We start from the raw sequence: 18,761 nt of genomic DNA, 5'->3' as shown, positions 1-18,761 counted from the left end.
TTATTTTGCAATTAATGCTTTTCTTTTTGAAAAATCAACGCCTTCATAATAGCTGTTTTTCACTAACACATTCGGCCCTAAACAGCGAACGCTTGGACAGTGGCAATTAAGAGAATTGGCTAAATCGGTTGCCATCCATTTTTGAAAAATACTTCCCAGGTGGTCTTGTTGAATATTTCCTAAAGCGGGAGTATCACCAAAGTCGGTTACAATTACATCGCCTGTGAATATATTAACATTTAAACGAGAACGTCCATCTGGATCATTACGAACGGTTACGTTTTTACTATTATATAGACGATTTAAGAGTTGTAAATCGTCTTCCTTGCTGTTGCACGGATAAAAAGGAAGGGTGCCGAATAACATCCAAACATTTTCATCGCGTATATCTAACAGATGATGAATACTGTCGCGAATTTCATCAAGAGATAAGGTTTCCAATGTTGAAGCAAAGTCTGATGGGTACATTGGATGCACCTCATGCCTTTGACACTTCATTTCGTCGACAATTTGACGATGAATATGTTCTAAATAAGGAAGCGTTCGCTTATTTAACATCGTTTCAGCAGACACGACAACACCAGCTTCTACTAAAGCTCTGCTGTTTGTAATAATATTTTGAAACAGCTTGCTCCTTTGTTCATAAGTGGGTTTTTTTGCCATCATCGCAAAGCCTGTCTCTGCAAATTCTTCCTCTGTTCCCCAGTTATGCGAGATATGCAGAACATCTAAATAAGGAATAACCGGTTCATAACGATCTAATCCTAATGTTAAATTAGAATTTAATTGGGTTTTCACACCACGGCTATGTGCATACTTAAATAAAGGCACCACATAATTTTCGACCGATTTTCTGCTCATCATCGGCTCTCCGCCAGTAATGCTGATAGAACGAAGGTGAGGAATCTCCTCTAATCGTTTTAATAATAAGTCTATCGGAAGGGCATTAGGATCTTTTGGCTGCAGCGTGTACCCGACAGCACAATGTTCACAGCGCATATTGCATAATGTAGTGGTCGTAAATTCTATATTAGAAAGTGTTAGCTTCCCGTGCTGCTCGATATCCATATACGCTTCCCACGGGTCAACACTTGGGTTAATAGATGTGTTTTGAGAAATCATTAATTTACACCTTCTTCATTCAAATCTTTAGTCATTATTGAGCGAAACGGTAAGATTGTCAAACCCTTTTTAAAAAACAAATAAAAGCTGGCTCGAATCAAATAGAGTATGAAAACTTAGTGAAAGATTTCACGATGTTGTTGTTTATAAAGATGCATTTAATAGAAGAAAATCAGATAATCGTTATCTTAATATACATATGTTTTTAGTAAAGCATCTATTTAGTAGTGTATCATAAAGTGGAACATGATATCGTATCTAGTCTAGGAAAAATGGCCATTGGTAATCTTTTTTTATGTCATCTTTTACTACACGGTGTAAAATGATAGGTAGGAAAAAGGAAAAGCATTGCCGAATCGAAAAAAGTTCGGTAGGATGATTATGATAGTGAAAGGAGAGATTCTCTTTGGGTAGTTCGATTACAGGTAAAAACGAACAAGTAGATTTTTTAAAAACAAGATTAAATATGTTTTTAGAAGTATTGGATGCAATCGATCCAGAAGAAGCAGAGTTAGAAGATATTGACCGTTTAATAGAAATGATTGACGATATTGAATCAAAATGCAATGAATTTAAGCATCGAGATTAATAAATGCAAACTAATCATGGAAGGACCTCAATTAAAAAGAAGGTTCTTCCTCTTGGATAACTTTATAAAAAAATAAGGCTGTTTTCGTATAGATTGTTGCTTTTAAACGCGCAGCCTGCATACACTTCGTCCGTTTAGCGAGCGTCGAGCCTCCTCGTCGCATACGCTCCTGTGGGGTCTCGTCTTTCTCGCATTCCCACAGGAGTCTACGTGTATTCCGTCTGCTGAGTACTTCTTCTCCTATTTTTTTATATAAAAACAACAAACTTTGAGAAAACAGCCAAAAATAATAATTGAAAACGATTACAAAAAACTTTTTGTCAGGAAAAGTATAATTTTCAGTAGATTAAATTCCTATTAATAAAAATAGGGTGAGGGGCAATGACATGAATGTAGAAAACTTAAAACAAAGCATCTATCAGTTGGTTGTCGAGACATCAACAAATCTTCCACATGACGTACGAAGAGCAATTAAAAAAGCAAAGGCATTAGAAAGTGCTGGGACTCGTTCTGCAATGAGTTTAGCGACGATTACCCAAAATATTAGCATGGCTGATGAGGAAATTTCCCCTATATGCCAAGATACTGGCTTGCCGACTTTCAAAATTAAAACACCAATCCAAACAAATCAACTAGAAATAAAAGCAGCGATTTATGAATCATTAGAGCTAGCTACTAAAAACGGAAAGCTAAGACCAAATTCGGTTGATTCCTTAACAGGAGAAAACAGCGGAAACAACTTAGGAGCAGGCACACCAGTTATTAAATTTGAACAATGGGAACAAGATTACATCGAAATTGCTTTAATTTTAAAAGGAGGAGGCTGTGAAAATAAAAATATTCAATACAGTCTTCCGTGTGAGCTTGAAGGGTTAGGAAGAGCAGGCCGTGATTTAGATGGCATTAGAAAATGCATCATGCATTCTGTTTATCAAGCACAAGGTCAAGGCTGCAGCGCCGGTTTCATCGGCGTTGGAATTGGCGGAGACCGTTCTGCTGGATATGATTTAGCAAAAGAACAGCTTTTCCGTTCAGTAGATGATACAAATCCGTATCCAGAACTTGCTGCACTTGAAGATTATGTTATGGAAAACGCTAATAAACTTGGAATTGGAACAATGGGATTCGGAGGCGAAACGACGCTTTTAGGCTGTAAAGTAGGCGTAATGAACAGAATTCCGGCAAGCTTCTTCGTTTCTGTTGCTTATAACTGTTGGGCATTCCGTCGTTTAGCGGTAAAAGTAAACGCAGAGACTGGAGTTATTTCTGAATGGAAATATCAAGACGGAGACAAAATTAATTTTAACCAAGAAGAAACGAAACAGAGTACTGGTGAGGAAGAAGTTATTACACTGCAAGCACCGATCAGTGAAGAAGATATCCGCCAATTAAAAGTCGGCGATGTTGTGCAAATAAATGGAATGATGTATACAGGCAGAGATGCGATACACAAACATTTAAGCACAAACGACGCTCCAATCGATTTAAATGGCCAAATTATTTACCACTGCGGACCGGTTATGTTAAAAGACGAGGATGGCAAATGGCATGTAAAAGCAGCAGGACCAACAACGAGCATTAGAGAAGAACCGTATCAAGGCGATATAATGAAAAAGTTTGGCATTCGAGCAGTGATCGGTAAAGGCGGCATGGGTGCCAAAACATTAAAAGCACTAGAAGAACATGGCGGCGTTTATTTAAATGCCATTGGTGGTGCAGCCCAATATTACGCGGATTGCATTAAATCTGTTGAAGGGGTCGACCTGATGCAATTCGGCATCCCAGAAGCAATGTGGCATTTACGTGTCGAAGGCTTTAAAGCAGTCGTAACAATGGATTCACATGGCAATTCCCTTCATCAAGATGTGGAACAGTCATCTTTAGAGAAATTGGGGCAATTTAAAGAAGTTGTTTTTCAGTAAATTTTAAAAAAGCAAGATAATAGGGAGTTCAATTTTCATATGAATTGGACTCCCTTTATTTATTTGATACAAATAACACATTAATTGCTGACTAATTGACAATAAAATGCAATAATCCTTTCCAAATCCTCGTCTTCATTTTACAAGAGAGTTTGTTATTTTATGTTAAAATAAATAGGATAGAAATTTTTTGTTCGGGAGTGTAGAAATATGCAAATGGAGCAAGAAACAATGGGTATGCTAATAGGTGGAGTTTCAATCATAATGGGTATAGCGTTTATCATTGTATTGCTATTAATGTTTTCAAAACAACGAAAGCCATTTCGAACTGCTTATGGACTGGTTATTGGTTTTTTTGTGTTTTTTAGTTGGGCAATATACCAAGCATTAAATGCAATCAGTTTTGATGTTAATCATCCGATGGCATCTGAAGAAATTTCTCTATGTCTTGGTATTGCAGGAGTTTTATGGACAGTTAGTATGTTATTCTTATTATCCGGCTTAATAAAATTTTCATCTACCAGAAAGAATACAGTAGAAACTCAATAAAATTTACCCAAATTAACCAAGCATTTTTTCCTTTTTAACTCAAACAATAAGAGCAGGTTATGTAAGTTAGGAGGAAAAAAAGTGAAGGTTATTGCAAAATATAGCGTTATGTTATGTCTCTTGCTGTTTGTTGGCATTCAACCTGCATTTGCGAATGTCTCCAATCGTCCGATCAACTGGGGATTCAAAAAAGCTGCCAACGAACAGCCTGCAGAAGCAGGAACAGAACTAGATGATTTGCTGAGTAAATATGGAGCTTATTATAAAGATAATCCAGATAAAAAAGTACTCTACTTAACATTTGATAATGGCTATGAAAATGGCTATACAGCAAAAATTTTAGATGTATTAAAAAAAGAACAAGTACCAGCTACTTTTTTTGTCACCGGCCACTATTTAACAAGTGCATCTGATTTAGTAAAAAGAATGGTAGCAGAAGGACATATTATCGGCAATCACTCGTATCACCATCCAGATTTCACGCAAGTTTCGGATGAAAAGCTGAAAACAGAATTACAAACGGTCGTAACAGAAACAGAAAAGCTGACTGGTCAAAAAAGCATGGCCTACTTACGGCCGCCACGTGGCGTGTTTAGTGAGCGTACGTTAAAAATAGGAAAAGAGTTAGGATACACACAAGTATTCTGGTCATTGGCTTTTGTGGACTGGAAAACAGATCAACAAAAAGGCTGGAAATACAGCTACGATAATATGATGGCACAGGCGCATCCGGGCTGTATTATGCTCCTGCATACCGTATCAAAAGATAATGCCGACGCATTAGAGCAAGCTATTAAAGACTTAAAGAAACGAGGATATACGTTTAAAAGCCTTGATGATTTAACGAAAAAAACCTCATGACAGATCCAAATTTGGGTCTGTTTTTTTATCATGATGGGCGAAAAATGGCGTTTTTTGTAGAAGAATAGCTATATCGAAAAAACTGCAACAATAATGAGGAAAATTGCAACAATAATCGGAAAAACTGCAACAAAAACCGAGAAAATTGCAACAATAAAGTGCTATAATACAGAAAAAAGAGAACGGATGATCCATTTTGCAGATAGTTGAGTTTATAGGTCCTTATAATTTTGATTTAGTTTTAAGCCGTTTAGCATTAGACCCCCTTCATCAAGTGGATATAGCAGGCAGAAGTGTAAAAGTACCACTTTTATTAGAAAAAGTGCCGTATGTTGCTACAGTAAAGGCAATAGGAACAACGGAAAATCCCAAGTTTGAAATTTATGGCATTGAAGGAGAGATGGAAGGGCTGCTTTTACAACAATTAACGCGAATTTTTCAATGGGATATTTCCTTGCAATCTGTTCATGAGCATTTTCAACAAACCGATTTAAAAGAGTTATTTCAGATACATCATGGAACACCAATCGTATTAGATTTCAGTCCATATAATTGCTTGGTTAAATGCATTGTCCATCAGCAATTGAATCTGAAATTTGCTTATACACTTACTCATAGATTTGTCACGACATATGGCTTTGAAAAAGAAGGTGTATGGTTTTATCCACAGCCAGAAAAAGTGGCGGAACTTACCGTTGAAGAATTAAGAGAATTGCAATTCAGCACACGAAAAGCAGAATATGTTATAAACCTTTCGAAACAAATTGTGGCCGGAAACCTTCATTTAAATAGTTTTTATCAAAAAACAGACGAAGAAATTATGACAGAGCTGCTTCCTTTAAGAGGAATAGGACCATGGACGGTACAGAACTTTTTACTATTCGGGTTGGGAAGACAAAATTTATTTCCGATTGCAGATATTGGCATTCAAAACGCGATAAAGAAGCTTTTTCAATTAGAAAACAAGCCGACAAAAGAACAAATGGAAGCGTTAATCGTCAATTGGCAGCCTTACTTAAGCTATGCGTCTCTTTATTTATGGAGAAGTATCGAGTAATGCTGGATATTCGAAAAAAGAAGTATTACTATTAAAGGATGATTTCTAAAAGAACGGAGCATTAAAAATGAAAGATAAAAAGCAAACCAATACGGTGAAACTGACACAAGGTCAAACCTTTCCTTTAACAATAAAACGTTTAGGCATTAATGGGGAAGGCGTTGGCTATTTCAAACGGCAAGTTGTGTTTGTGCCTGGCGCACTTCCAGGTGAAGAGGTCGTTGTAGAAGCTACAAAAGTTCAGCCGAAGTTTTCAGAAGGAAAAATAAAAAAAATTCGAAAATCATCTCCTTTCCGAGTAAAAGCGCCCTGCCCAATTTACGAACAATGTGGAGGATGCCAGCTTCAGCATTTAGCTTATGATCAGCAGCTGAAGGAAAAACGGGATATTGTCATCCAATCGATGGAACGGCACACAAAGCTTAAAGTCGATAAGTTGGATATTCGTCCAACTCTTGGCATGAAAGAGCCATGGAATTATCGCAATAAGAGCCAATTCCAAATAGGGCAGCAAAAAAATGGCAAAATCATCGCAGGTTTATATGGAATAGATTCCCACCGATTAGTGCCGATTCAAAACTGCATGGTGCAGCATCCTTTAACGAATAAAGTGTCAGAAGAAGTAAGACGTATTTTAGAAGAGCTGCAAGTTCCAATTTATAATGAACGCACACAAAAAGGAATTGTCCGTACGATCGTAACGCGTGCAGGCTTTCAATCAGGCGAAGTACAAGTCGTGTTAATAACAACGCAAAAAGAAGTGCCACGCAAAAAATTAATTATGGCAGAAATTCAAAAAAGACTGCCAGAAGTAAAATCACTTGTACAAAACATTAACGGGAACAAAACCTCGCTTATTTTTGGAGAAAAAACATTGCATTTAAGCGGAGAAGAAGTCATCCAAGAAACATTAGGAGACTTAAATTTCGAATTATCCGCAAGAGCATTTTTTCAATTAAACCCAATTCAAACCGTCACATTATACGATGAAGTAAAAAAAGCAGCAGGATTAACAGGCAAAGAAAAAATTGCCGATGCCTATTGCGGAGTTGGAACAATCGGATTATGGCTGGCAGACGGAGCAAGCGAAGTGCGCGGCATGGACACAATCGAAGCAGCCATCTTTGATGCCCAAAAAAACGCAGCACGTCACGGAATCGAAAACGCCACCTACGTAACAGGCACAGCCGAACACTGGCTGCCAAAATGGGTAGAAGAAGGCTGGCGCCCAGACGTAGTAGTAGTCGATCCCCCGCGAACAGGCTGCGACCGTAAATTATTAGATGCAATTAAAAAAGTAAAACCGAAGAAATTTGTATACGTGTCATGCAATCCATCTACATTGGCAAAGGATATTGATTATTTATCGAAAGAGTATAAAGTGGAGTATATTCAGCCAGTGGATATGTTTCCGCATACAGCGCACGTCGAATGTGTTTCGCAGATGGTTTTGAAAGTGTAAAGCCAAAATAAATACTTGCTATTCCGACTCTGAATTCGTTAAAAAATATATTTGCGATTTCGGGGTCTTTTTCATAGCAATCCAATGTCCATGAATCTTTTCTAGTTCTTCTTTCCAAATAAGAAAATATAGTTTCAACTTCAAAAAAAGTAATTTCGAAGATTGTTTTCTTCATGGTGACTAAAAAGTAAATGGTTCATCTGCTTTGTTATAATAAAAATAAATATTGATTAGGGAGGGATAAGTTTATGACTGATTCAAGCTCTAAAACTGATTCACAAGATTTATGGGAGATCATTTTAATAGAAATCTCAAGTAGGATATCAAAACCTTCATTCGATACTTGGATTGCACCGACATCTGGCCAAATATTGGACGAACATACACTGGTAATTACGGCGGCAAATGACTTTTCAAAAGAATGGATCAAGGAGAGATATAAGCATCTCTTTATGGAAGTGTTAAAAGAGTTAACTGATCAAGATTTCAACATAAAAGTTATATCCCCTGATAGACAAAATATTAATACTAAAATTGAAATGGATAAGGAACAAGCGATGGGGTATATGCTGCTTGCCTGCAAGGAGATTGGCTTATCCTCTAATCAAGTGAAGCAAATTCATTCAAGCATACTTGCTCAGTTTAATACACATACACCTGAAGAGGCTAAAAAGGAAGGGATAAACTGGTTTCAATCACTTGATAAGGGAATAACTCAATAAACGTAAAAATCCCAAAATCAGTGAATTCATAGACATCAGAAGTCTCAATCTGATATTTCCCAAGATAGGAGAGAAAAATAGTTCCAAAAGATTACATGCTTAGAGCGAGAAGGTTCGTAAAGAATTGGTGCGAATGAAGAACGGGCCGTTAACTATCTAATATTTTATTTAAATTCGACAAGTTTTGGATCGCTTCGGGGCGTCACTGTGAACAAAAATTATTTACATCCAGATAACAGATTTAACGGCAGCAAACCAATAGCTGTTAGTATGGAAGAGTGGAAAAGATGGCGTGGAATGCGTAATCGTCTACCTAACTTACATCTACTTGAAGGTAGGAGTAATGGTAGCAAAAATGATATGCGTCTCATTGATTATTACAATGATATGAACGATGAACAAAAGTCGGAATTTTGTAAACAGGCCATGATTCCGCAAGATGTATCACTTGAAATAGAGGACTTCGAAAAATTTTATGAGGCAAGAAAAGCAATACTTACGGAAAAGATCCGTGAGTTGTTAGGGTGATACCTATGCTCCATGTGAGTGAAAAAGCTTGAGGTGGTTTAAATGCTAAGAATTGAGGAATACATTGCTCGAAGAAAAAAAGAAGATAAGCTCAATGAATTTGACATTGATGCACGTACTCAAAATATGAAAATCTGCGTCGATTATGTGTTCGAGTACTTTAATAACTATCTGAATATTACGGAAGCTGAAGAAAAAACAGTACTGCACAATGAAAAGCTAGAGAAGTATCGTAAGCAGCTTAGGGAGTATGAGCCTGACGTTAGGGAATGGGTTGTTGGCATTTATAATGAATATGGGAAGCAAATACATAAATACATTGGAAACATTTTGAAGGAGAATGAGTTCTTCTTTCTGTATAATGCTGATAGTGAATTTAGAAATGCTTCATATGATTGTTACTCAAGATTGATTAAAAGATTGCCGTTTCTTAAGGATCAGACGGAAATGCTTTTTCTTTTAATAAAAGACTATCATAGGGTAGAAAGCGAGCAAAGGTTTAATTTTGGAATACCATCAATATCGGAAGAAATAACTGATTGGATCAATAAAACTTGGGCAAAACATCAGGTTAATCTTCTTGCCTTTGCTTATGATTGGATAAATAGATTTTTTGATAATGAGGATATTTGGCCTTCAACTCATAGAAAAAAAAGTCAACATACTTGGAGAAAGTACGATTATGATTACAAGCAAAAAAGTAATCTTTTTAATCTCGATTCCCTATATAGAAAGATGCCGAAAAAGTCCTTCACAAAAGGAAGAAAGCAAGAGTTTGAAATACTGTTAATGTACTATTGGCTTCATGACATGGAAGGCGATAATTGATTATTGGCAGGAGTATTTAGAGACGGTTTTACCGGGTTTAAAAAGAGAATAACGATTGATTTCGATTGAAGGTAGGAGGTTTAAAATAATTGTATGAAAAGAAAGATTTATCATATTTAGGAGTATGAAAAAACAGCCACATGGTGAAGTGGCACATATCTTTTACCCTAACGTATATTTAAAACACTATGCTGCTGATACATTTTGGTTATTTACTCATGAGCCGGACAATATACCATACTTTTTATCAGCATTAGTAGAGGAGGCTTACGAAGAGTATCTGATATGTGAAGTAGATGTTGAAGAATTATGTTGGCTATGCTTTGATGATAATAATTTCTGGTATAGTGGCTTTTGTTTATTAAAACCTAAAAAGGAGTACGAAGAAGTTAATAAAAGTGTTCCAATACTTTGGTCTGTTATATCATCAAAGTTAAGATTTCAGGACTATTTTGAATTTGATCATAAGTTGTTAGTATATGCATTGGTATGCTATCTAATAAAAAGTAAAATGATAGAAATTGAGGGTGTTGCGGAAATACGTAAATATGAAGTATTAAGAAACTCGCATAATAAGTATGGATTAAGCCTAATAAGTGAAGCCAAGTTTTTGAGGCAAGGATTTATTATTGATGGAAGATATTATCTTTATAATATATTTTTTGATACTACGATTGGAGCAGCTACTGATGATGTTCTGTATACTCTTAAGATAATTAACGACGAAATATATAAAAAAGAATTATTTCTTAGATGCGATGAAAAAGTAGCTGTACCAGCAGATAAGATGATAAGCACTGCTACTATGGATTTTCAAAAGTATCGTGGAATAACAGTTGACTTTGGGGATATTGAAAAGCTAGTTAATAAAAAGGAAATTATAGTTCACTATGATCCTAAGTATCTGGATAAAGTTGTTATGATAATTAAACCAGATAGGGATCGAGATGGTCGTAATTTTTATCATATTGAAGTTGAAGAATTATGGAGTCCTGAGAAAGTTAGAGATAATTTTGTAATTACGAATTATGTGCACGCACAGTACTATCCAGATAAAAGAGTCTTTAATCACATTGATTTTTCTGTAAACCAGTACTCAAAAGATATCTTTGAAGAAAAATTCAGAGATTCTGTAACAGACACTGAAGTTCCTATTGATAGATATGGTGATGAGCACTATAAAATCTGGTGTGTTGAAAGTGATTCGATTGAAATAAGTACCTGGAGTAAACTCGTTTGTGCCACACTTGACGAACCTTTTAGGGATTTATTTATTGAGATGTTTTCCATGAAAATTGATTGATGACTAATCTAACCTTACACTGTTTTTGTAAACATAAAAGGTACAATTTTAATAGGAGGCGAAGCGTGAGTAAGTATAACTTAGGACAGAATGAAAGTGCAAATTGTGCGTTAACAATAGCAGAGTTATGCAATGAAATTGCTGACAAGAATGAAGACTTAGTTTCAAATTCGCCAGATTCATTAAGAGCCAAGAATGCCATTAAGGTTTACGATATTGACTCCATGTATATTGATCGACTATTGGATACTTATTCTGCAAATGATCAAGGCATTCGTGATGAAATTGAAAATGCACTGCAAAAATTGAAGAAGTCTGAAAATGTCAAGCAAGTCTATCGAGAAATATTGAATGCAATTGATGATAAGGAAATCGATCCAGATGAAGATATTTTTGCCGTGAAGCGACGATATTTCACAGAAGCTCATGATCAAGTGATTGAAAATTTTGCGAATACTTGGTATGTAGCTGAAAATGAACTTCATTCATCAGCAATTCAATATGTACCTGGGGTGGATCGGATACCGAATATCGGAAGCGTTATTGATAGTAAGCAATATGATCTATACAAAGTAGCTCATCCAGAAGCTAAACCATTAAAGTATGGACCAGAGATGAAACGTCAATGGAGAAAAACATTGGATGAAGTTGTTTTACCATTGGATGATGAATTGAGATAGAATCGAAAAGGATCCTTTCCTTGTGCAAAGTATCCCCTTTATAATGGACGTTTTGAAAAAACTACTACAAATATTAGGCAACAAGAAGAGGATGATTTCTGTATTTTATAGGAGTCATCTTTTTTTATTGTATTAACATTTATAGTGATGGTCATAGATCATACACAATTTAATATCTAATTTTAGTTGTTCTAGATAGCTACACTTAATTGAACAATTATTTTTAGGTCAAGGAGAATAAGACAATAGAGAATCTAACATGGATAAAAGAACACACCGAACTGAACCTTTACTGCAGAATTTAAACAACAAACGATGCAATTATATTTGAATGGAACATCACGAACAAGCTTGTGTCTACTCAATTGACCTGAAGATTCGTAAAGAATTAGAGCGAATAGAGAACGAGCCGTTCACTATCAAATATTTTATTTACATTCGACAAATTTCAGGTCGCTTCGGGGCGGCACTGTAACCAAAAAACAAAGCTGATTTTCTTCTTGTGGTGTAAGGTCAGAAAAGGTCATTTCATGTGCTTGTTGTTGTCGCCTTTGGTTATAAGCATTGATTGCTTCATGCTTCAATACTCGTTTACAAAAGCTATTAAACGCACAACGCACTTGCCACTCTGTACGAATAGGTTCCATGCGTTCACCTCCCTTCGATAATGCAAAGGTTGCGGTGATCTCCCCTTTCATAGCCTTCAACAATACTTTTTCTAAAATGTTAAAAATAATAGTGAATTTTTTGAGAAAATTTTAATCTAGTCATGTAGATTATGTAATAACCTCCTGAAATGAAACATTATTAGTTTCTGTAGGAAGAGAGGGCAAATATGGAGAAGGGAAAAGGCTAATGAAAAACAGTGTTGTTCCATCTGACTAGATGAACAGCACGATTCTTTGTTTGAAGTGTTTAATAGTAGGATAATCATCTAAGGGTTATATGGATGTAGTTTTTGATGTCCTAGTGGGTAGACAGACCTTCAATCCAAATGAAAATAAAACAAAGGAATGAACAAGCTGAATAATCCAGCTTTTAAGCTTGCAATCTATGAAACTTTGCGATATTGGAGTCTGCCTCTCACTACGGTACACGTATAACAAAACCTGTTTTCTTTATACACCTTTAAGTACCTATTTGTTTATCTCTTTCACCGACTCTGCATGTGTGGAGCCGGTAAAAGGGAGGGATTATCTTATCTCTACTCGAATGTATATCTTATCTAATCTTTATTTTTCAGACAGGTTCTTATAAGTTAAGCAGTAACGATGGACATGCTAGCAATTTCATCAAATATAATTTACCTGGTTTATTATTATAATCTATATCTTTGGATAATTTGTTGATTGAACAGCACCATCATAAAAAATTTGAGAATCAACCATCTGAATTTTTTCTATTTTCCTTGTATAAGCTACTGATAGGATATAATCATTATCTATCTCATACTGCTTAAATTTCCATATGCAATTTAAATCCTCTCCCTCTGATGTAAAGGATATTTTAGGAGAACAATTCTGATTAAATTCAACCGAGAAAGAGGATAAGTCTCTGCTTAAACCTTCCCCAATAGCTTTTAGAAAGCATTCCTTCATCGTCCAGATCTTAAAAAATCGTTTTTTCCGCTCTAAACTATTCTTTGAAAGTTTAAGAAATTGGCTTTCTTTCTGCGTGAAAATTTGCTGAGCCACATCCATTTCAATTTCTTGAATTTTTTCAATATCTATTCCAACGGGATCATTATCTACCACGCAAACTACCCAGCAACCAGAGTGCGAAAGATTAAAATAAATATTATTGGGGAGCACTAGTTGCGGTTTTCCATTTATTCCAGTACAAAATTTAATTTCTTGATTAGAACAACCTCTAAATTGATTGACCGCATATCGTACTAAAAGTTCAGCAAAAACACTTCTAATTTTGTCTTCTTGTTTTCTATATTCCTTTATCCTAAAAAGTCGTTCTTTGCTAATCTTTGGCAGTAACATTGTGTATCGCAAAATCTCAATATTGAAATCAAGCTTTATCGCCCAAATCATTTTGCAAGAGTTGAGCGAAGACCAACTGAGGAAAAAATGCCTAGTAGAGAAAGAACGCCTGATCCAATCATTGCAGCGCTAAAGCCAGTCGTAAATGCAGTCGTCGTCACTATATCTCCAAAAGCGTAGAAGATAATAACAGAAACCGTGATTCCTACCGCACCACCAAGGAGCCGAAACATATTATAGATCCCTGACGCTTTAGCAATCTCAGTTCTGCTAACAGATCCAAGTGCTGCTTTCTGTAATGCGGGCCCTGCCATTGAAATGCCAGCACCTGCAAAGATAAGTGGAATAACCATTAGCCAATATGGATTCCCTAGTACCAAAGTTAGCACAATCAACAAATAACCTATTCCTTGAAGAAGCAGACCAGTGATCGCTACCAAGCGTTCACCAAATTTATCAACAGCTTTTCCAGCTATTGGAGCTACAATGACCAATGTCCCTGTCCAAGGTAAAAGCTGAAGCCCTGCAATCAATGCGTTTGATTTATCTACAACCTGTAAATATTGGGGCAAGAAAAACACTACGCCATACATAGATGCGTAAAGTAAAAAAGTAGAGATGATTCCCCCACTGAAAGTCCAAGATTTGAAAAAAGAAAGTGGAATCATTGGACTTTTTTCATGCCTCTGTCGCAAAACAAAGATGATTCCCAAAACAATACTTAACACCCCAATAATTATTGTTGAAATCTCGATCTTTTTAGAAGTACTTTCTGATAACGCCCAGATAACCCCTGCTGAAGAAAGGACAATCAGTATAGAATCAATGATGTTTAAATGATTACCCTGTAACTGAGTTTCTGGTAGTTTACGTTGCGATAGATAAATACCAATAAGACCTATGGGAACATTGATCCAAAAAATCCATTGCCAAGCGAGCTTAGCAACAATTAAACCACCCAATGCAGGCCCTACAATGAGGGCAAGCCCGCCTATCCCACTCCAAATACCCAGAGCCTTTCCACGTTCGGAAGGAGGAATAGATGCCGTTAATATGGCCATCGACATAGGGGTCATTACAGAGGCACCGATTCCCTGTATTACCCTAGAAGCTATTAAAAGATCTATATTACTTGATAATGCACAAAAGACTGAACCCAATACAAAGATAAAGAGACCGATATTATACAACTTTCTGTGCCCGATGCGACCTCCAATCGCAACACCAATCAATAAAACAGCTGCAATTGTAACGTTATAAGCATTGAGCGCCCATTGTAGCTCGCCAACCGAAACTCTAAAATCATTTCGAATAGCTGTTGACGCGGTTGTTACAATCATCGAATCCATCATCGCCATGAAGAAACCAAGCGATGTAAGCACGAGTACCCAAGTTGAATTTGTTTGTTTATTTGCCATTGGCTGCTACCCTCCTGTCAACTCCACTGAGATGTTCAAGAACCTTCTGCAGGAATATCTCCGGGGACGTCACCGGGACAACATGCATTGCGCCTGGAATGATCTGTATTATTGAATTGGGAATTATTTTTGCAGCTTCCTTTGCGACAAGCCTATACGCAGGACGAGCATATTCACCGTAACTTATAGTAACAGGACACGAAATTCTTTTTAAGTCCTCAGAAGAAACGGGTAAATTTGGGGCACTCCGTTTGGTAAACATCAACGGAACCGTGCTTGCATTATCAAAGAATCTCTGTTTTAGTTCCTCATCGAATTCTTCAAATACTCCTGCTCGGTTGCAGGCTCCATTAACAATATACTTAACAGCCTCTTTTGTATTCCCAGCTTTTACTGCTTCTATAGCGGGACTTGCCATTTCTACACGATCACACTGGATTTGCTGCAATATTTCTTTATTTAAAACAAAAGATGAAATGCCAGGTTCATAAGCAAACACAGATTTCACCAGATCTGGTCTTCTTGCAGCAACCAGCAAAACAAGTGACGCTCCATATGACCATCCAACGAGATTAACAGGCGAGGTACAAACTTTTTCTAAGAAATCAATAATATCTTCAATATGATTATCAACACTAAAATCACTTTCTTTGGCCTCCATAGACTCTTCCCAAAAGCCTTCAAGAGTAGGGAAAAATAAGTGACCCGAATCGTGCCAATGTTCTCTTACCTGCGACCAAATCCGTCGATCGGAAATATAGCCATGAACAAACATGGTCTCTTCACCCTGTCCGACCTCATCATAGCATAGGACGTGATTATTACTCATCATTTCTCAACTCCTTGTTTGCTGACCATTTTCGATAACTCAGATCGAAATATCTCCTGAAATTTATCAACAAATTCAGGATTGAGGATTGTATGGTGCTCTCCTGGAACTTCGATGTACCGCACAGGGGAGCGAGAATATTTATCCCACTTCTTTAACATTGTTGCTAAATAATCAGTCTTACTTCCCCAGATTGGTTCAGCATAAAAGACAGTAACGTCATTTACACTTCCTCTAGGTTTGTAAGAACCTCCAATTTGAGAAAGACCATAAGCCAAATCATTCCAATGTTTAAATGTCGTCAAATCTTGTCCAAGCTCTCGAATTCTCGATGTCGGTGCCAATGAAAAAAGATAGTCTACTGGATTTATATCCTCAGATTCTCTTAGATTATTACCAATAGTATCAAGTTGACTTTTATCAATAAAGCCGAGAAAGAAAGACAACATAAGAGCACTTTCTACCCTATCAACCTTACCACGAGGATGTTCAATTACTGGCGGAGCATCAATTACTAAAACGTGTACTTTCTCCCCCATTGCTTCCAAAGTTTGCGCAACCGGTAGTGAAACTGCTCCACCATAGGAGTAGCCTGCAATATAGTACGGCCCATGGGGTTGATATTTCTTAATAGCAGCAACATAGATAGATACAAGTTCATCAAAAGACTCAAAAAATTTCTCACCTGGATTGAATCCACGTGCTCTTAAAGCATAAACAGGTCTTTCATCCATGAAAAAATTAGCCATATTTACAAAAACCAAAACCTCTCCAACTCCTGGGTGAATCATAAAAATGGGAGTCCCCTCTCCCTTTTCCTGAAGTGGTACGATTGGATTGTATTCTTTATTAATAGTTTCATTGGAAGAAAAAAGACTAGTTATCCCTCTTGGTGTAGGGGCTCGAAGCAAGTCCACTAAAGAAAAATTTCGTTTGACATCAAATTGTTCTCTAAGACTAGTAAGTAAACGTAAAATCTCTAGTGACGTACCGCCTAATGAAAAGAAATTACTGGTCGCACCTATTTCCCTTATTGGAATTCCTGTTATCTTCGAAAATAAATTGATTATTTTCTCTTCGTATTCATACTTAGCAGGAACAATTGGTGGAGTATATTCTTTTTCTAAGCCAGAAAAATCTGCTATTAAACTGTCAAACTCTCCTGCTTCGTATTTCTTTTGCAGCTTGGAACGCTGAATTTTACCAAGACTTGTCTTAGTAAGTATATCTTTGGATACAGGGAGCACTAAAAGAGGACGAAATCCCCAGTGTAATATAGTGATATTTCTAATTGCAATATTAATATTTCTAAGTTGTTGAAGCGTATTATAATTACTCAGTGGAGTATAGAAAACAACAAGTGACTCTGTATCTGATCCAACTGGTCGGGTTGAGAATGCAGCAATAAAAGAAGGGGCTATACCTTCAAGACCTCCAATTACTGTTTCAAGTTCGTAAAGAAAGTAATTATTACCATTAACAATAATGCTATCTTTACTTCTCCCTACTAAGCGTAAAGATCCTGAGTTGGGCTCAATAATGCCCAGATCCCCTGTTCTAAACCATCCATCTTCAGTAAATGCTTCCTTTGTAGCTTTTTCATTGGAATAATATTTACTGAATATCATAGCACCGTGCAGCTGAAGTTCCCCTTCTTGACCTGGCTTCATGACCTCTCCGTTTTCCCCAAGAATTCGAATTTTCAAATTAGGAATAGGTTTTCCGAGAGTTGCGAACTCACTTTTGCCAATTTCATTCTCAAAATTAGTTGAATAGATTGATCCAGCACAGGTTTCGGTCATACCAAATGCTGGCCAAATAACTGAACGCTTGATACCTAAGTCTGCAAATGTATTTAAGAAGCGTTCGCCTGTTTCACATACGTTAGCCTCGCCTCCAGAAATAATACGTTTGAGGTAAGAAAAATCCAATTGCTGAATTTTTTCTGGTAAACCACCATCTGCACTATCTACCAGTGATGTAATTTGTCCCAGGAGGAAGTTAGGAGTAAATGTATGGGAAACTCGATATTTGCTAATTAGTTTTAAAAAAAAGAGTGGATCTGAAACAATATCAACCGCTGGAACTTGAACCTGTGTTGAACCCGTGAACAATGGCAAGAAGTGGCACTCTGTTAATGCCGCAACATGATCAAAAGCAATCCAATTCATGGTAATATCGGTATCTGATATTCCTGTAGCAAGTCGCTTTCCTTCTAATGAATTAAGGATATTTTTATGAGTCAAGACAATTGCTTTTGGAGCACCAGTTGAACCAGAACTCAACATTAAAAAAGCGATGTCCGGAATGTTATTGCTATCAACTTTTGTAGGTGTAGATACAGAATTATGTAAGTCTTCTACCTTGAGAATTTTATTACTTATATCAAATAATTTAAGGTTACGCGATGAAATAATGAAGGTGGGATTATTAAGCAACTTTGATATATGATTTAGGCTTCCTCTCCATACTTCCATATCTGTAACTCGAGGAATTATTGGGCAAGGTATTATCCCTCCCAAAACGCAGGCCCAAATTAAAGGAATAAAGTCAGAATGTTCCTCTAAGGCTATAACAACAATATCTCCAGTATTAATTCCATTCTTATACAAATTACTAAGTAACAACTTAGATTCATTATAGGTATCGAGATAAGTGGTAACTCTTTCCCCTCTAGAATCAGCATATATAATTGATTTATTCGGAAATTTCTCAACACAATAAGAAATCATTTCGGAAAGGTTTTCTGTATTCTGGTGAAATCCCTCTCGCACTACACTTTTAGCGGCAATATTATCGGTTACCATAATTATCTCCATCTCCTTTCTAGTTCAAATATACAAATACTTTTTAACAATAATACATACGCCATTAAAAATTTTAGTTTAAAAGTACAAATA

General features: G+C 36.5%; 16 protein-coding genes and 1 pseudogene. 11 read left to right on the top strand and 6 right to left on the bottom strand.

Annotated features, from left to right (window positions below; genetic code table 11):
• Positions 1–1,119 (bottom strand): radical SAM/CxCxxxxC motif protein YfkAB, encoded by a 1,119-nt coding sequence (gene yfkAB / locus ACTXGU_RS14155; RefSeq protein WP_443482254.1) that lies wholly within the window; start codon positions 1,117–1,119, stop codon positions 1–3.
• A gap of 409 nt (positions 1,120–1,528) precedes the next feature.
• Here yfkAB and ACTXGU_RS14150 point away from each other — a divergent pair, with 409 nt between their 5' ends.
• The 11 genes and pseudogenes from ACTXGU_RS14150 to ACTXGU_RS14100 all read left to right on the top strand — a co-directional run.
• A complete protein-coding gene (locus tag ACTXGU_RS14150) occupies positions 1,529–1,711 on the top strand; it encodes an SE1561 family protein (protein WP_443482171.1) in 183 nt (60 codons plus the stop codon).
• A gap of 386 nt (positions 1,712–2,097) precedes the next feature.
• Entirely contained in the window at positions 2,098–3,633 is a 1,536-nt protein-coding gene (locus tag ACTXGU_RS14145) for a fumarate hydratase (RefSeq protein WP_443482170.1), read from the top strand.
• Positions 3,634–3,843: 210 nt separating this feature from the next.
• Positions 3,844–4,182, top strand: a complete 339-nt coding sequence (locus tag ACTXGU_RS14140) for a hypothetical protein (RefSeq protein ID WP_443482169.1) — start codon at positions 3,844–3,846, stop codon at positions 4,180–4,182.
• Positions 4,183–4,290: 108 nt separating this feature from the next.
• Positions 4,291–5,043 (top strand): delta-lactam-biosynthetic de-N-acetylase, encoded by a 753-nt coding sequence (gene pdaA / locus ACTXGU_RS14135; protein ID WP_443482253.1) that lies wholly within the window; start codon positions 4,291–4,293, stop codon positions 5,041–5,043.
• Between the two features lie 196 nt (positions 5,044–5,239).
• A complete protein-coding gene (locus ACTXGU_RS14130) occupies positions 5,240–6,100 on the top strand; it encodes a DNA-3-methyladenine glycosylase family protein (protein ID WP_443482168.1) in 861 nt (286 codons plus the stop codon).
• 67 nt (positions 6,101–6,167) lie between these two features.
• Positions 6,168–7,562, top strand: coding sequence for a 23S rRNA (uracil(1939)-C(5))-methyltransferase RlmD (rlmD, locus tag ACTXGU_RS14125; RefSeq protein ID WP_443482167.1), 1,395 nt, complete (start codon positions 6,168–6,170; stop codon positions 7,560–7,562).
• A gap of 248 nt (positions 7,563–7,810) precedes the next feature.
• Positions 7,811–8,284, top strand: coding sequence for a DnaA N-terminal domain-containing protein (locus tag ACTXGU_RS14120; protein ID WP_443482166.1), 474 nt, complete (start codon positions 7,811–7,813; stop codon positions 8,282–8,284).
• Between the two features lie 207 nt (positions 8,285–8,491).
• On the top strand, positions 8,492–8,812 hold the full coding sequence (locus tag ACTXGU_RS14115) for a hypothetical protein (protein WP_443482165.1): 321 nt from the start codon (positions 8,492–8,494) through the stop codon (positions 8,810–8,812).
• 42 nt (positions 8,813–8,854) lie between these two features.
• The gene (locus ACTXGU_RS14110; RefSeq protein ID WP_443482164.1) at positions 8,855–9,640 is read left to right on the top strand and encodes a hypothetical protein; all 786 of its coding nucleotides are present in this window, start codon (positions 8,855–8,857) and stop codon (positions 9,638–9,640) included.
• A gap of 124 nt (positions 9,641–9,764) precedes the next feature.
• A complete protein-coding gene (locus ACTXGU_RS14105; protein ID WP_443482163.1) occupies positions 9,765–10,943 on the top strand; it encodes a hypothetical protein in 1,179 nt (392 codons plus the stop codon).
• A gap of 191 nt (positions 10,944–11,134) precedes the next feature.
• Positions 11,135–11,623, top strand: a pseudogene (locus ACTXGU_RS14100) (type I restriction endonuclease subunit R, EcoR124 family); the annotation flags it as partial.
• A gap of 428 nt (positions 11,624–12,051) precedes the next feature.
• On the opposite strand, the gene ACTXGU_RS14095 reads toward ACTXGU_RS14100, so the two are convergent.
• From ACTXGU_RS14095 to ACTXGU_RS14075, 5 genes are all read right to left on the bottom strand, one after another.
• Positions 12,052–12,270, bottom strand: a complete 219-nt coding sequence (locus ACTXGU_RS14095; protein WP_443482162.1) for a hypothetical protein — start codon at positions 12,268–12,270, stop codon at positions 12,052–12,054.
• A gap of 678 nt (positions 12,271–12,948) precedes the next feature.
• Entirely contained in the window at positions 12,949–13,614 is a 666-nt protein-coding gene (locus ACTXGU_RS14090; RefSeq protein WP_443482161.1) for a 4'-phosphopantetheinyl transferase family protein, read from the bottom strand.
• Between the two features lie 47 nt (positions 13,615–13,661).
• Complete coding sequence (locus ACTXGU_RS14085) at positions 13,662–15,032, bottom strand: MFS transporter (protein WP_443482160.1); 1,371 nt, start codon at positions 15,030–15,032, stop codon at positions 13,662–13,664.
• Positions 15,022–15,864: an alpha/beta fold hydrolase gene (locus ACTXGU_RS14080; RefSeq protein ID WP_443482159.1), complete on the bottom strand. Its 843-nt coding sequence runs from the start codon at positions 15,862–15,864 to the stop codon at positions 15,022–15,024. The genes ACTXGU_RS14085 and ACTXGU_RS14080 overlap by 11 nt, the downstream gene beginning before the upstream one ends.
• Complete coding sequence (locus ACTXGU_RS14075) at positions 15,861–18,668, bottom strand: non-ribosomal peptide synthetase (protein WP_443482158.1); 2,808 nt, start codon at positions 18,666–18,668, stop codon at positions 15,861–15,863. Before ACTXGU_RS14075 ends, ACTXGU_RS14080 begins: the two co-directional genes overlap by 4 nt.
• Between the last annotated feature and the right edge of the window lie 93 nt (positions 18,669–18,761).

This window comes from Niallia sp. 01092 (assembly GCF_052318935.1).
Classification (GTDB): domain Bacteria; phylum Bacillota; class Bacilli; order Bacillales; family Cytobacillaceae; genus Niallia.
Note: the sequence above shows the minus strand (reverse complement) of the source record. Positions and strands in the feature narration are given on the sequence as shown.

What these genes read in the sequence shown, in the direction of transcription:
- pdaA (WP_443482253.1), top strand. Translation starts at nt 4,291, where the DNA reads ATGTTATGTCTCTTGCTGTTTGTTGGCATTCAACCTGCATTTGCGAAT.
- ACTXGU_RS14085 (WP_443482160.1), bottom strand. Translation starts at nt 15,032, where the DNA reads ATGGCAAATAAACAAACAAATTCAACTTGGGTACTCGTGCTTACATCG.
- ACTXGU_RS14080 (WP_443482159.1), bottom strand. Translation starts at nt 15,864, where the DNA reads ATGATGAGTAATAATCACGTCCTATGCTATGATGAGGTCGGACAGGGT.
- ACTXGU_RS14145 (WP_443482170.1), top strand. Translation starts at nt 2,098, where the DNA reads ATGAATGTAGAAAACTTAAAACAAAGCATCTATCAGTTGGTTGTCGAG.
- ACTXGU_RS14075 (WP_443482158.1), bottom strand. Translation starts at nt 18,668, where the DNA reads ATGGTAACCGATAATATTGCCGCTAAAAGTGTAGTGCGAGAGGGATTT.
- ACTXGU_RS14095 (WP_443482162.1), bottom strand. Translation starts at nt 12,270, where the DNA reads ATGGAACCTATTCGTACAGAGTGGCAAGTGCGTTGTGCGTTTAATAGC.
- ACTXGU_RS14120 (WP_443482166.1), top strand. Translation starts at nt 7,811, where the DNA reads ATGACTGATTCAAGCTCTAAAACTGATTCACAAGATTTATGGGAGATC.
- ACTXGU_RS14090 (WP_443482161.1), bottom strand. Translation starts at nt 13,614, where the DNA reads ATGTTACTGCCAAAGATTAGCAAAGAACGACTTTTTAGGATAAAGGAA.
- rlmD (WP_443482167.1), top strand. Translation starts at nt 6,168, where the DNA reads ATGAAAGATAAAAAGCAAACCAATACGGTGAAACTGACACAAGGTCAA.
- ACTXGU_RS14110 (WP_443482164.1), top strand. Translation starts at nt 8,855, where the DNA reads ATGCTAAGAATTGAGGAATACATTGCTCGAAGAAAAAAAGAAGATAAG.
- ACTXGU_RS14140 (WP_443482169.1), top strand. Translation starts at nt 3,844, where the DNA reads ATGCAAATGGAGCAAGAAACAATGGGTATGCTAATAGGTGGAGTTTCA.
- ACTXGU_RS14105 (WP_443482163.1), top strand. Translation starts at nt 9,765, where the DNA reads ATGAAAAAACAGCCACATGGTGAAGTGGCACATATCTTTTACCCTAAC.